Origin of the sequence: Paraglaciecola sp. L1A13, from assembly GCF_009796745.1 — a bacterium.
Taxonomy (GTDB): Bacteria; Pseudomonadota; Gammaproteobacteria; order Enterobacterales; family Alteromonadaceae; genus Paraglaciecola.
In genome coordinates, this window is sequence record NZ_CP047024.1 from 4,644,308 (window position 1) to 4,658,168 (window position 13,861).

Here is a 13,861-nt window from a genome sequence, read left to right on the forward strand (position 1 = left end):
AGATATGTGAATGAAAATCGAAAACCAAAATAATCCTCACGCAATAACGGCACAAACAAAATCCGTTAAATCATCTAAGTCTTCTCTTGCCCCTGCAGAAGCCCCAAAAGGCACCCAAGAGCAGATAAAAGGTACTGCGGCACGTATTACCCAGTGGTTTGCCCAAGTAGGCGTGTCCTTGCCATACCAAGGCTTACGAACTAATAGCATTGAAAGCCGTGTACATAAGCGTGAAAAAATAGCGGCACAGCGCAAATTAAATAATATTGAGAGAGTATTTGAAAAGGCATTAGCATTTTGCATCGAGCAGGATAAAAATGAACGAATTGATCCTGATTGGTTCTACAATTTTGTATCTATGGCCGAAGAGATACATTCTTCGTCTATGCAGGAGTTGTGGGGGAAAATATTTGCAGTTGAAACAAGCCGCCCAGGAAGCTTTTCGTTGCGCACTCTGCTTACGCTGAAGCAACTCACCCAAAAAGATGCGCAAACCTTTCGCCGAGCCGTATCGCTATCGAGCAGACGAAGAGACGATACCACTCCAAAGTTGCTGACCGGTTTCTATCAGAAACCATCTATGTTCGCTTTATTTAGTTTGCGCAAAGAACAACAACTAAACTTAGCAATGTTTGGGTTAAGTTATCCAGATCTACTCTCTTTAATGGATTTAGGTTTAATTCATCAAACCGAGATTGAGTCAGGGGAATGGCCAATGGATGCCAAATTTGAATGGAGAAGTAACGGTCAAATCTTTAATTTAACGGCGAGGAAAAATGGAACAACGTTAAAATACTATAAATTTACCACTACCGGGGCAGAACTTTTTACACTAGTCGGTGCCAATAAGCAGGAAAAATACTTAGAGGCACTCAAGCTAACATTAATCAGTGCTTTTACAATCGACTAGATACCATCACCGTCACCAAACTCATGTAGACCGCACTCTCGCTTTAAACCAAAGAAACGGGTATCTTTTTCGTCCATACCTTCTTGTAACGAGCGCGTAGTATGCCAATCACCGATCGATACATATCCCTGCTCCCACAATGGGTGGTAAGGTAAGTTATTATCTTTCAGGTAATAATGAACATCTTTATTGCTCCAATCTAAGATTGGATAAACTTTCACTTGGCGATTAAGTTTCTGCAAAATTGACAACGACTCACGCATTTCTGATTGGCTACGACGCAAGCCAGCAAACCAAGTTTTTACTTCCAGTTCACCAAGAGCCTGCTGCATAGGTTGAACTTTATTCATCTTGTTATATTGTTCTATCCCATCGGCTCCATTTTCCCATAATTTACCGAAACGAGCCTCCTGCCATGCACCTGACATAGGAGCTCGATAAACCTGTAAGTTTAGATTTAGGCGCTCTGTCAAATCATCAATAAACTGATATGTCTCAGGAAATAAATACCCTGTATCGGTTAATACAACGGGTATATCAGGAAATTGTTGAGTCAACATATGTAACATAACTGCAGCTTGAGCACCGAAGCTTGAAGACAACATAAAAGTTGGCTCCAAGTTATCTAGGGCCCATGTCACTCGCTCAACCGCACTTTTTGCTTCCAACTGCTGGTTCAGTTCTTCCAATGATACCTGCGTTAAAATTTTAGGTGTTCCGTCGTTTGGCTCAGCATTTTGCGACGACTGCAATGCTAGGTTACGCATAAAAATCCTCAGCGGAATTAACCACTTCTGCGATAACACCGGTTCGAATAACAAAATCTCCGAATGACTCTTCGTTTTGTCCTTGTTTAGCCCATTGGCCAATTAACACGTCCAGTTCATCCATGATCTGTTGTTCACCGATGTTCTCTTTATACATTTTAGGGATCCGCGTACCTTGACGATTACCGCCCAAATGCAAATTATATTTACCTGGGCCTTTACCCACTAAGCCGATTTCAGCCAACATTGAGCGACCGCATCCATTTGGACAACCCGTTACACGATAAATAATGCTCTTTTGCGCTATTTCATGTTTGCTCAAGATCCCTTCCAATTGCGTCACTGCTTCTGGCAAATAACGCTCAGCTTCAGCCATTGCCAATGGGCAAGTGGGTAACGCTACGCATGCCATTGAGTCTCGGCGCTGAGCGGATAGGTCATCTATTATCAAACCGTGTGCTCTAGCAATTTCTTCAATTTTTTCTTTGTTAGCTTCACTGACGCCTGCCACGATTAGGTTTTGATTGGCCGTTAGACGGAAATCCCCGTCGTGAATTTTTGCTATCTCTGCACAGCCGGTTTTCAGAGGCTTACCGGGATAATCTAAAATGCGGCCGTTTTCGATAAATAACGTCAAATGATGTTTACCATCAATACCTTCAACCCAACCTATACGGTCACCACGTTCGGTAAACTCATATGGCTGGCTTTCAGCGAAAATTACACCCGAACGTTTTTCAACTTCAGCTTTAAACGTTTCAACACCGACACGTTCAAGGGTATATTTAGTTTTCGCATTCTTACGATTAACACGGTTACCCCAGTCACGTTGCGTAGTGACTACCGCTTCAGCAACAGCTAATGTGTCCTCAACACGAATAAAGCCAAAATCATCAGCCTTACGCGGGAATGTGGCTTCATCACCGTGGGTCATGGCAAGTCCACCACCAACTAACACATTGAAACCTATCAATTTTCCGTCTTTCGCTATCGCGACAAAATTGAGGTCATTGGCGTGCACGTCAATGTCATTAAGTGGAGGAATTACGACCGTCGTTTTGAACTTACGTGGTAAATAATGTGAACCCAAAATAGGCTCATAGTCGGTAGTTTCTTTTTTCTCACCATCTAACCAAATTTCAGCGTACGCCCGGGTTTTTGGTAGTAAATGCTCACTTATTTTTACCGCCCATTCATAAGCTTGCTGATGAACAACTGACTCAATTGGGTTAGATGTACAAAGTACATTCCGGTTAACGTCACCAGCGGTAGCGATAGAATCGATACCGACTTGGTTTAAGGTCTGATGCATCAATTTAATATTGGGTTTTAACACGCCATGAAACTGAAATGTTTGTCGAGTCGTTAATCGAATGCTGCCGTACAACGTTTTTTCGTCGGCGAATTTATCAATTGATAACCACTGATGCGGTTTAATTATCCCACCAGGCAAACGTGCACGTAACATAACGTTTTGCAGCGGCTCAAGTTTTTGCTTAGCCCGCTCCGCTCGAATATCGCGATCATCCTGTTGATACATGCCATGAAAACGAATCAACTGGAAATTATCTCCAACGAAAGCGCCGGTAAGATCATCTTTCAGGTCTTGTGCAATTGTGCCACGTAAAAAATTACTCTCGCCTTTTAGGCGCTCGTTGTCGGCCTGTTTGCCTTGTACAACTAAATTATTATTGTCTGTCGTCATTAATAAACGTCCTTCTGATAACGTTTTGCTCGGCGTAATGCAGTTAAATATTCTTCTGCTGCTTGGGCGCTCTTTGCACCATGCTTCTGTACAATCTCAACAAGTGCTGCGTGTACATCTTTAGCCATGTGATTTGCATCACCGCACACATAAAAATGCGCACCTTGCTCTAACCATTCAAATACTTCAGCACCTTGCTCAAGTAAACGATGTTGAACATAAATTTTATCTTCTTGGTCTCGAGAAAATGCCAAGCTGACCTTGTTAAGTACCCCGTCTTTTACGAAACGTTGCCACTCAGTTTGATACAGAAAATCCTGTGTAAAGTTAGGATTACCAAAGAACAACCAGTTTTTGCCGGCTGCCTCTTGAACTTCTCGCTCTTGCATAAACGCTCTAAATGGTGCTATGCCAGTACCAGGCCCCACCATAATCACTGGCGTGTCGTTGCTTTCAGGTAAACGGAAGTTATCGTTTTTTTCTACGAAAACCTGTATTTCTCCACCTTCTTCCAAGCGTTTAGTTAAATAACTAGAAGCACCGCCTTGATGAACTTGCCCATGGGCATCGTATTCCACCAGCGCCACCGTTAAATGAACTTCGTCTTCAACTTCATCTTGACTTGAAGCAATTGAATAAAGGCGAGGCGTCATACCACGCAACATATCAACTAAGGACTGAGCATCTGTTTTAACAGGATACTGGCGCACAATATCTATAATTTGGCGCTCGCCTAAGAAAGCGCGTAATCCGGCTTTATCTTCAATCAACGCATTAAGTTCAGGGTTATTTGCAATCTGGCCATATGCAGTTGCAAACGAAGGATAACTCTGAGTTAATTCGCGCTTTTCAATTAAGGCTTCACGAACAGATAAAACATCACCAGATACGGTTACCTGAGCGGTAGCGTCAATCGCAAGTAAAGTAAGTAACTCATCCACCATGCTAGGATCGTTCTTAAACCAAACACCTAAAGCATCACCAGGACGGTACTGAATACCTGATTCTTCAAGAGATATTTCAACGTGCCTGATATCTTTAACTGAATCACGACCGGTAATTTTTTGACTTTCAAGCAAACTCGCAGTAAACGGATTTTTCTTTGAGTATTGCGTAGTGGCAACAGACAAGGTTGGCTTACCCAAGTGTGGCATAGCCACGACATGTGAATGGCCTTTTGCTTTAAGCTCGTCTTGAACCTTATCTAACACTTGCTTAGCCCAAATGTCTGATGCTTCATCATAATCAACATCACAATCGACACGATCCACAAGACGTGTAGCCCCTAGCTCAGCTAGTTTTTTATCGAAATCTTTTGCTGTTTGACAGAAAAATTCATAACTACTATCACCCAATCCCAAAACTGAAAAGCTTAGGTTAGCTAGCTTCGGCGCTTTCTTGCTAGACAGAAAATCATGTAACTCAACGGCATCGTCTGGCGCATCACCTTCGCCATGAGTACTGACGATAGCAACGATATGCGTTTCATTTTTAAGTTGCTTGACCTTGTAGTCAGCCATATTGACTAGCTTGGCTGGAATATTTGCCGCATCAAGTTTTGCTTTGTAGCCTTGGGCCAACGCTTTAGCATTGCCCGTTTGAGAGCCATAAAGAATAGTAATGAATTTTTCCGGCCTCTGAGCTTCACCTGCCGATGGATTTACCTGGGGTAAATTATCAGCGGATTGCGTCTGCGCTAATCCAGCTAAATACCCACTTAACCAACCTAGTTGGGCCGGAGTAAGTGAAGGTGTCAACTGATTAAGTTGAGCCCACTGAGTGTCGTTAAGAGCGGTAGTAGAACCTAAATTTTGTTGTGTATTTGATGACATAATATCGCTAACCTCGAATGCTATTGCACTAGGTTAGCGATCTATAATCATAACTGGAAAGAATAAATACTGATTTTTTATTACTTAATGGAATGAGAGAAAAGTCAACATTCCATTACAGGCCACTTGAATTAGAAATGTACTTCAACACCAATGAATGCTCCACTGAATTCGAAATCAGTGTAAATCCCATCTAAGTCATCTAATTCCATTTCCAACGAGCGATAACCAAGCTGCAACGTGGCATCAATTGCTAAGTTATCGAGGAGTCCGTAAGTAATAGCGGCTTGATAATCAGTAATCTTGTTGTCATCAAAAGCTAAGAAACTCCCTTCTACAAACGCACCAAATCCAGTAAACGGCACACCAACTTCTACGCGCAAGTACAACATCGGAACAAATCCAGAAAAATCGCGAGCCGCACTTTGGGTCGCATCGTTTTGAGCCTCTAAATAAATGTCACCATCTAGGTGTTTCGCATTTATGCCTAAATCAAAGCTAACCAAGTCATTATCAAACAATTCATAATAAGCAATATAATCGGTGCTTACTAAGTCAAGATTAGTGTTAACGGTAGTATCAGCCGAAAATAGTTCACCACCATACGTCATACTCGAAGACAAAACGGTTTGTCCATTTGTATCTAGACCCGTACGTTGTAACTTAATATTCGGGACAAAGGGCACTGGGTGCTCTAATGCAACATAAAAACTCCCTTTGGTTTCGTCGTCAAAGTTGAAGTCTACATTGTCATTACTATCTGAAAACCCGCCTGTGGTCTCCATATCCCATGCCTGAGCGCCCGCGTATACGCCTAGTAACGTATCAGCCTGACTCGATAAACTCGTTAAGGCCATCGCCAGTACGCCGGCACAAAGAGGTTTGTTCATGGTTTATCCTTGATTTAATAGTTCAGAAAGTTCAATTAGAGCAGCATTCGCTCGGGAAATATAGTTCGCCATAACTAAAGAGTGATTAGCCAGCATGCCAAAGCCGCTACCATTTAATATCATAGGGCTGAAAATAGATTCTTGGGTCGACTCTAGCTCGCGAATAATCTGTTGAACGCTGACTCGTGCATTTTTCTTATCTAGTACATCAGCAAAATCTACTTCAACCGCTTTAAGAAAATGGATTAACGCCCAGCTTGCACCTCGCGCCTCATAGAAGTTGTCGTCTAACTGAAACCAACTTGTTTGTTCACGCAACTCAGCGGCGGGAATATTATCTGCGCTACTGACTTTGGCGAAATTAGTATTGAGGCGGTCTTGGCCAACGCTGACGCTTAACTTCTGTGACAGGCTACCCAAACGTTTTTCGATTTGTTTAACATAGTCTCTTAAGTTGTCCGCACGAGCATAAAATTGCGCGGTGCCTTCGCGACTTGTAGATAAGCTAGAACGATATTGGTATAGCTTATCAATCGCATCCTGATACTGAGATTCGGCAGAGGGCAACAACCAGCTACGATGGTCAATATTTAGCTTAGGTTGCGCATCAGTCAAAAATGGATTTTCGCTGGACTGGGATTGAGAGCGACTGATGTCTTTGCGCATAGATAATGCTAGATCTCGAGTCATTTCTAATACCCCAAATTCCCAGCTCGGCATATTGTCCATAAAGAGGCTTGGGGGCATCACATCATTTGACAGATAACCACCTGATTTATTCAACAACGTTTCAATTACGGTAACTAAACTTGTCGTTAAGGTATACCCAGGCACAATTTTTTCATTATGCTGCTGCGCGTAACTCTGTGCTGTCTGGCGCGGATCGAAAGTTTCTGGTTCAAAACTCCAGTAAACAGCAATCAGCCAAAAAATAATAAAGAGTAGAGCTGCAATGCTAAGCAACCATTTTGGGGTTAGATATTTTTGCATGTTCACCTCCTAGTGATGACTATGTTTTTTAGGCGAAGCGACGACTGCGTCGAAACTGATCTGTTGGTCATCTTCAGTTAACAAGATGAGTGTAACGACTTGATCTTCTTTAAGAGGTTCTGTTAAACCGAAGAGCATCATATGTAATCCGCCCGGTGTAAAATTCACTATTTTTCCTGCAGGAACGACTATTGTATCTTGTTTTTCCATTCGCATAACATCACCATGCATAATGTGATTATGCAATTCAGCCTTATTAGCAATACCTGCTTGGGCGCCAACTAACGTTACGTTTTTATCACTAATATTTTGTAGCGTAAAATATGCTGAGGTGTTGGGTACGCTTGGAGGCAACAATCTTACTGTCGCATCAGTGATATTTAGTTCAGCAAGAGCCGCGTTCGATATTAAAATCATTGCCATAGCGATTATACGTCTAACATTCACAAGCATCTGCAATTCCATTTTAAATAAATCAGAACGGAATTATTCAGCAAATCTGTTAAATATGCTACCCATTCCCACTCATGTTAGATCATGTCTGAGACTTATTTTCGATGCGCACTACCGGTAATGATCTTCTCGCGTCTTGCCTTTGAGCGCCCAAACTATTATGACCGCTGCAAGTAGTATCGGCCAAATACTGCTTAAACCAGCAAAGACTAATGCCCCTAAAATAGCAAATAAGGTAAAGCCTATTGCGGCGACGACACTTAATGCCACAGCGAAGCCCACCATCACGAGCACAACACCCACCGCCACCAATATAGCGAGAGAGGTCATAGGCTCAACGAAACTATCATCAAGTTGCACCCGTATATCGAGTAAATCAGATGCCGCATACCCAAGGCTGTAGGTAATTAAAATAGCGATAAGCACCGCTAACGCTAAGTTTTTCAACACATTCATGAGCGTGTTGGCAACAATACAACGGCCATAGCATAGGCGACTGCCGTTGCAACTGGCAGCAATAATAGACATGCAATTGCTGCTACTCTTATAGCCCACCTGGGCTGACCCCAGTGCTTGGCTAGCCCAGCACAGACACCAGAAACTTTCGCGTGTAACGTATCGCGATGTAAGCGATTCACATTTATGTATTCTCTCATATTGCTCTCCTAATATAAGCTGCACCGTATAAATAGTTATACGGTGCTAAGTTCTTGCTAATAGTTATTTACTAAGCAACATTTTTACGCAGTTCAGCAAGCTGCCTTTCAATGTCATCACTCGCTTCAAGTTGCGTCAGCTCAGTCGTCAGGTTCTTTGATTCGCTAACTAGGTCAAACGCATCGACTTGTGCCTCTAAGTCATCAATTCGACGTTCATATTGATCGAACTTCACGATAGCGCTGTCGACCTTGTCACAGCCGCCGGTGCTTTTAAGTTTCAAACGCGCACCTAGAGTACGGTGTTTAATTAATAAACTTTTTTGTTTTATTTTCGCTTCGATGAGCTTCTCATTTAATTTACTACTGTCATTCTGCAATGTTTCAATCGACTCTTGCACATCGCTCAACTGTCCATGCAATCCTTTTAGTGCAGCATCAACACGTTGCTTTTCAGCGAGGGCAGCTCGAGCAAGATCTTCACGCCCTTTGGTTAATGCTATTGCAGCTTTATTTTGCCAATTTTCGCTTTCAACGTTCAGCTTACTCATATTGCGCTCGATGTGTTTTTTATCGGCCAATACCGTGGCGGCCACAGAACGCACTTCCACTAGGGTATCTTGCATTTCTAAAATCAGCTGCTTAATCATTTTTTCAGGATCTTCAGCCTTATCGAGTAGTGCATTAATATTCGACTGTACTATGTCTGACACTCTAGAAATGATTCCCATGATGATTCTCCACTTGGTTAGGTTCTTCGCCACTATATTGGCGTTATCAAAGTAGGTTTATCTGTATTAGATGCCACCTATTATCTATTGCTATTTACAAGTGTTATGCCAATCACTTAAGCAACTGTAAGCATCTGAAATTGAAGGTTATTTATTCGATGAGTAATAGTAACGATATTTATATGCAGCAATAAGTGGTTAAAACCACTAATTTCATTAGTGAAAAAAACCACTTTTAGAGAATGAAATATAGCCATTAATTGGAAATTAAGGATTGCAGGAGGTCGTTTCTTGAACGTATTATGATTAATGACTGAACAATCGTTTAACTCACGCTAAGGAATAAGCATATGACCCATAACGAAATACAATCTCTAGTCTTGGCAGCAATTGAACTGACAAACCAATCACGAGAAGACGCGGAACAAGTTCCCGTATCGATTGACACTCCATTATTCGGTAGACAAGGATATCTAGACTCTATGGGGTTAGTTGCACTACTCATCGACATTGAAGATATGCTGCAAGACCAAGATATAAATGTATCCTTAAGTGACGAGCGAGCAATGTCAGCGGCAAACAGTCCTTTTAAGAACGTCAGTTCACTCGTTGAGCATATTGATCACTTGTTAAAAGGGGAATAGCCCCATGCAACACATATTGGTTACAGGAGCAAGCCGTGGGCTTGGTTTAGCTATTGTGCAGCATCTATTAGCTCAGGGGCATTTGGTTATTGGGTGCTCTAGAAGTACGAGTGAAGTTTCACACCCCAATTACCATCACTTTGAAGCCAACGTTGCAATCGAAGAGCACGTTCAAGAACTATTTATTAAAATCCGAAAAGCCTTCAAATATATAGATGTGTTAATAAACAATGCTGGCGTTGCTCGAATGAATGCGTTTGCACTTACCCCCTTCAAAAATATGCGTGAAACCATGGACGTCAATTATGCAGGCACGTTTATGTGCAGTCAGAAAGCAATTAGCTTGCTCAGAAAGTCGCCCAATCCGCGAATTATAAATATGAGCACAGTTGCAGTTCCCATGAATTTGCAAGGTGAAGCTGCATACGCAGCCTCAAAAAGTGCCGTTGAATCTCTTACTCGAGTGATTGCTAAAGAACTCAGTACATTTAATATTACGTGCAATGCCATCGGCCCATCACCTATCGCTACTGATTTAATTAGCGGTGTTAGCGAAGAAAAAATTTCACGTTTAGTAGAGCAGCAATCTATACAAAAAATGGCAAAACCAGAGGATGTACTGAACCTGGTCGACTTTTTCATGAAGCCCCAGAGCAACATGATTACCGGGCAGATAATTTATCTAGGAGGGATATCATGACAGTGCAATTTCTATTAGACAAAATGTCTGAACTCGAAACCCAAGAGGCAGTTGCGGTTGGCAGCAATATTATTACTTACGGTGAATTATTAGAAAAATACCATAACTGGTTGGACTGGATAGCAACGGAAAATATAAGACCAGGTGAGGTGGTCAGCATCAAGTCTGACTATTGTGCAGAAAGTATCTCTTTATTTTTAGCATTGACCCATAACCGCAATATAATTGTGCCGCTTTCCAATGATTCGAAGGCGCATTTTGAAACCTTCTGCGATATAGCTCAAAATCAATATGATATTATTGTCAGTGAAAACGACACTCAGCTAATAAGAACAAATAACCGGCCAGCACACCCTTTATACGATGTACTACGAGAAAAAAACCACCCTGGGCTGGTATTATTTTCTTCTGGCTCGACGGGTAAAAGTAAAGCGATATTTCATGATCTGTCACAACTGCTAAATAAATTTACCGTGCCAAGAAAAATGATGCGTACGCTAGCATTTTTGCAGTTTGACCATATTGGTGGAGTGAACACACTACTATACACATTGGCTAATGGGGGCACCGCAGTGGTGCCGTCTCACCGCACGCCAGAGTCGGTTTGCCAGGCCATTGAAAAACACAAGGTGGAAGTACTACCTACGTCACCTACATTTCTCAACCTGCTTTTATTATCTGGCGCCGCCGATAATGTTGATTTAAGTTCCCTCAAACTCATTACCTACGGGACTGAGACCATGCCTGATAGCACGCTAACAGCTATAACGACTAGGTTCCCGGAAACTAAACTATTGCAAACATATGGGCTGTCAGAAGTCGGTATATTACGCTCTAAATCTAGAGACTCTAAATCACTCTGGGTAAAGGTCGGTGGCGCAGAATTTGAGACAAAAATAGTCGATGGTCGTCTTTGGATAAAATCTGAGTCAGCGATGCTTGGTTACCTGAATGCCCCGTCGCCATTCGATGAGGATGGTTTTTTGGACACTGGCGATCAAGTTGAGCAAGATGGGGAGTGGCTTAAAATACTTGGCAGACAAAGTGAAATCATCAACGTTGGCGGTGAAAAAGTCTACCCTGCTGAGGTGGAAAGTGTTGTGCTAGATATGCCAGGTGTCGAAGATGCAGCTGTGTATTCTTTACCACACACGATTACGGGGATGATTGTGGCCATAGAAGTTAAACTCAGTACTGATGAGACGTTAACGGAATTCAAAGTTAGATTGAGACGGCATTGCGAAGGTCTTTTACAGGCCTACAAAATTCCTAAAAAAATAACGCTGATTGATAGCTATACTCATAATGCACGGTTCAAAAGGATGCGCAAACGCTCTTAACCAATTTGCCACAAATTGAATCGGAGCTACTCGTAATTAAGGATATTTACTATGTACCACGCACTTAAATTATTTATAAACCGCTTATGTCAATTATTAGTGTTACCCATGGCAATCACCTGTTGGTTAGAGTCTTCATTAAGTAAGCATTCAGAGGCCATTTTTTCCTTCTGGACTCACCTATTCTCCATATTGCCAGGACTGCCAGGCGTGTTCTTACGTAGGGCATTTTATTCTTTAACTCTGGAAAAGTGCTCTTTAAATAGTTTTATAGGCTTTGGCACAATATTCGCGCACCGCAGTACGGTAGTAGAGGACAACGTATACACCGGCATATACTGTTCTATAGGTTCAGCGCATTTAGGGAAGAATTGCCTAATAGGCAGCCATTCAAGCTTACTCAGCGGTAACACCCAACATTTGCGTAACGACGAAAGTGGAGAATGGATGCCTTTCTCGTCAAGCAATATTAATCGCATAAATATCGCCGAAAATGTATGGGTTGGAGAGGGTGCAATAATACTAGCTAGCGTTGGAAAAGGCTCACTGGTGGCAGCGGGAGCCGTGGTTAACACCAATGTAAAAGCGAATGTTGTGGTCGCTGGTAACCCTGCAAGATTTGTTAAAAGCTTCGCGCCAACGGCAACTGAAGAAGCAACTGCCACAGAACTAAAGAACCCAGCCTTAAAATCACAGGCTTAACGCTGAGGAAATAATATGAAACGTTGCGACTTCGTCGATTGGATGAAAGCGGTTGGTATGTTTTTAATCGTTTTTGGGCATTTTTTTGGTGATCCATTTGATCAATTTACCCAGCCAGTTTATCCGAAGCAACTAGGTGTAGCGATGTTTGTCTTCATTATGGGCTGGGGGCTGGGCAAAGCGACCGGCCCTAGGTACCAAGTTAGCTATAATCGTTTATTTCCAATGTTTTTCTGGGGAATTGTCATTGCGCTATTTATTAGCGTAATCAGTTATTTTGTCATCAACGATATTTCTGAGAGTAATTACGCACCGTTTGTGTTCGGCATTAATGTCATTTTTAATTTTTTTCCTGCCAATCCCACCACATGGTTTATCGGTACGTATTTTCATATTATTTTGCTTTGGGCACTGGTTCTATACCGTATTAAGGTAACCCCTTTGATACTTATATTAAGTCTAATAGTAGAAATTCTAACACGCAGTTATTTTATTCATGACCATTCCACTTTTATAGCTTACATGTCATTACCGAATTGGCTCACGCTATTTATGCTCGGTATGTATATGTGCCAACAGAAAGATCAAGACAGTTCCAAAGGTTTAATTCTAGGCGTAATTGCTTGGGCAACATTCATAATTCTTTGGGCTGTAATATTAAATGAGATAAATGTTACACGCCGCTTTCCGTTTAAAAATATTCAAGTTAGCACTGATTTGATGAATGCGCTGTACACATCTATTGCAGTTTCAATCGTTTATTTATGTAATACAATCTTTAGTATTGTGGTGTTTAGTCGCATGAAAGCTGGGCGTATCGTGCGCTTTTTTTCACGTAACACGATCATTGTTTTCATAGGACATATGCCTCTTTACTTTGTAATAGAGCCAATTGTCAATTTGGTATTCTCTACTGGCTGGCCCAAGCGCTTATGCATTGTGCTAATTATGTATATCGGGCTTTCTTGGGTGTCTGAAATATTATGTAAAGCGATTAAAGTGGATGAAATAAAAAAATGGGGATGGGGTAAGTTAGTTCATTGGATGCCAATGATTGCTAAGTAAATTATCTTCAACAATATTACAGCGATCAATACTACAAAGAGTGACCGCTATTTATATTTGAAACTGTAAAGCCCAAAGCTACTGCCTTGTTTTCCTGCAGGTAGGCAACGACTGAAAACAAAATTACACCCGCTAAATAAGCGACCACTGGTGCGAGTAAAAGCGTAATAAGGGCATGATGATCAAACATATTCATATCCTACTCAGTTCGGTTTTTTGTCACTTTTATTTCATCTAAATCAGTGATGGTTACCTTACTAGCAATGACTGGCTCATCATTAATGCTAAACATATTACTTGCGGTTAACACCGCCTCTTGTATTCCATACTGAAGCTCTGTTTTAGTGCTTTCGATGGTTTTCACCATTAAGTGGCTTACGAATTGCTCTAAGTTAACTTCAGCAGCCGAAGCGTGTGAACTAAAAGCAAAAGTAGACGTTAATGCAATGGCAGCGATAGTTGATTTAGTAAACATA

17 protein-coding genes are annotated in these 13,861 nt (G+C 41.7%); 6 read left to right on the forward strand and 11 right to left on the reverse strand.

Annotation, left to right across the window (positions count from 1 at the left end; translation table 11 throughout):
• Positions 1-10: 10 nt before the first annotated feature.
• Positions 11-910, forward strand: coding sequence for a TIGR03899 family protein (locus tag GQR89_RS19735; RefSeq protein WP_158771800.1), 900 nt, complete (start codon positions 11-13; stop codon positions 908-910).
• Here GQR89_RS19735 and GQR89_RS19740 read toward each other — a convergent pair.
• The 9 genes from GQR89_RS19740 to pspA all read right to left on the reverse strand — a co-directional run bounded on the left by GQR89_RS19740 (position 907) and on the right by pspA (position 8,934).
• Entirely contained in the window at positions 907-1,677 is a 771-nt protein-coding gene (locus GQR89_RS19740; RefSeq protein WP_158771801.1) for a phosphoadenylyl-sulfate reductase, read from the reverse strand. The two genes, GQR89_RS19735 and GQR89_RS19740, sit on opposite strands and share 4 nt — an antisense overlap.
• Positions 1,670-3,382, reverse strand: coding sequence for an assimilatory sulfite reductase (NADPH) hemoprotein subunit (cysI, locus tag GQR89_RS19745; protein ID WP_158771802.1), 1,713 nt, complete (start codon positions 3,380-3,382; stop codon positions 1,670-1,672). Before cysI ends, GQR89_RS19740 begins: the two co-directional genes overlap by 8 nt.
• Positions 3,382-5,214 carry an assimilatory sulfite reductase (NADPH) flavoprotein subunit gene (locus GQR89_RS19750; protein ID WP_158771803.1) on the reverse strand — a complete coding sequence of 611 codons (1,833 nt, stop codon included), beginning with the start codon at positions 5,212-5,214 and terminating at the stop codon, positions 3,382-3,384. The genes cysI and GQR89_RS19750 overlap by 1 nt, the downstream gene beginning before the upstream one ends.
• Before the next feature lie 131 nt (positions 5,215-5,345).
• A complete protein-coding gene (locus GQR89_RS19755) occupies positions 5,346-6,104 on the reverse strand; it encodes a TIGR04219 family outer membrane beta-barrel protein (protein ID WP_158771804.1) in 759 nt (252 codons plus the stop codon).
• A 3-nt stretch (positions 6,105-6,107) separates the two neighbouring features.
• Positions 6,108-7,094 carry a DUF2333 family protein gene (locus GQR89_RS19760; protein ID WP_158771805.1) on the reverse strand — a complete coding sequence of 329 codons (987 nt, stop codon included), beginning with the start codon at positions 7,092-7,094 and terminating at the stop codon, positions 6,108-6,110.
• A 9-nt stretch (positions 7,095-7,103) separates the two neighbouring features.
• A complete protein-coding gene (locus GQR89_RS19765; RefSeq protein WP_158771806.1) occupies positions 7,104-7,547 on the reverse strand; it encodes a copper chaperone PCu(A)C in 444 nt (147 codons plus the stop codon).
• Positions 7,548-7,658: 111 nt separating this feature from the next.
• Complete coding sequence (locus GQR89_RS19770; protein ID WP_233269026.1) at positions 7,659-8,075, reverse strand: hypothetical protein; 417 nt, start codon at positions 8,073-8,075, stop codon at positions 7,659-7,661.
• Positions 8,000-8,203 (reverse strand): PspC domain-containing protein, encoded by a 204-nt coding sequence (locus tag GQR89_RS19775; protein WP_158771808.1) that lies wholly within the window; start codon positions 8,201-8,203, stop codon positions 8,000-8,002. Before GQR89_RS19775 ends, GQR89_RS19770 begins: the two co-directional genes overlap by 76 nt.
• 71 nt (positions 8,204-8,274) lie before the next feature.
• A complete protein-coding gene (gene pspA, locus GQR89_RS19780) occupies positions 8,275-8,934 on the reverse strand; it encodes a phage shock protein PspA (RefSeq protein ID WP_158771809.1) in 660 nt (219 codons plus the stop codon).
• 350 nt (positions 8,935-9,284) lie between these two features.
• Here pspA and GQR89_RS19785 point away from each other — a divergent pair, with 350 nt between their 5' ends.
• Genes GQR89_RS19785 through GQR89_RS19805 form a run of 5 tightly spaced genes read left to right on the forward strand, consistent with a single transcriptional unit; the run spans position 9,285 to position 13,385 of the window.
• On the forward strand, positions 9,285-9,578 hold the full coding sequence (locus GQR89_RS19785; protein ID WP_158771810.1) for a hypothetical protein: 294 nt from the start codon (positions 9,285-9,287) through the stop codon (positions 9,576-9,578).
• A 4-nt stretch (positions 9,579-9,582) separates the two neighbouring features.
• The gene (locus tag GQR89_RS19790; RefSeq protein ID WP_158771811.1) at positions 9,583-10,278 is read left to right on the forward strand and encodes an SDR family NAD(P)-dependent oxidoreductase; all 696 of its coding nucleotides are present in this window, start codon (positions 9,583-9,585) and stop codon (positions 10,276-10,278) included.
• Entirely contained in the window at positions 10,275-11,618 is a 1,344-nt protein-coding gene (locus GQR89_RS19795) for a fatty acid--CoA ligase family protein (RefSeq protein ID WP_158771812.1), read from the forward strand. Before GQR89_RS19790 ends, GQR89_RS19795 begins: the two co-directional genes overlap by 4 nt.
• A gap of 51 nt (positions 11,619-11,669) precedes the next feature.
• Positions 11,670-12,320, forward strand: coding sequence for an acyltransferase (locus GQR89_RS19800; RefSeq protein ID WP_158771813.1), 651 nt, complete (start codon positions 11,670-11,672; stop codon positions 12,318-12,320).
• Between the two features lie 15 nt (positions 12,321-12,335).
• Positions 12,336-13,385: an acyltransferase gene (locus tag GQR89_RS19805; protein WP_158771814.1), complete on the forward strand. Its 1,050-nt coding sequence runs from the start codon at positions 12,336-12,338 to the stop codon at positions 13,383-13,385.
• Between the two features lie 31 nt (positions 13,386-13,416).
• Here GQR89_RS19805 and GQR89_RS21395 read toward each other — a convergent pair whose 3' ends face one another.
• Together GQR89_RS21395 and GQR89_RS19810 are read right to left on the reverse strand one after the other, a co-directional pair.
• Positions 13,417-13,575 carry a hypothetical protein gene (locus GQR89_RS21395; RefSeq protein ID WP_199271345.1) on the reverse strand — a complete coding sequence of 53 codons (159 nt, stop codon included), beginning with the start codon at positions 13,573-13,575 and terminating at the stop codon, positions 13,417-13,419.
• 9 nt (positions 13,576-13,584) lie between these two features.
• Positions 13,585-13,860 (reverse strand): hypothetical protein, encoded by a 276-nt coding sequence (locus tag GQR89_RS19810; protein WP_158771815.1) that lies wholly within the window; start codon positions 13,858-13,860, stop codon positions 13,585-13,587.
• Position 13,861 lies beyond the last annotated feature (1 nt).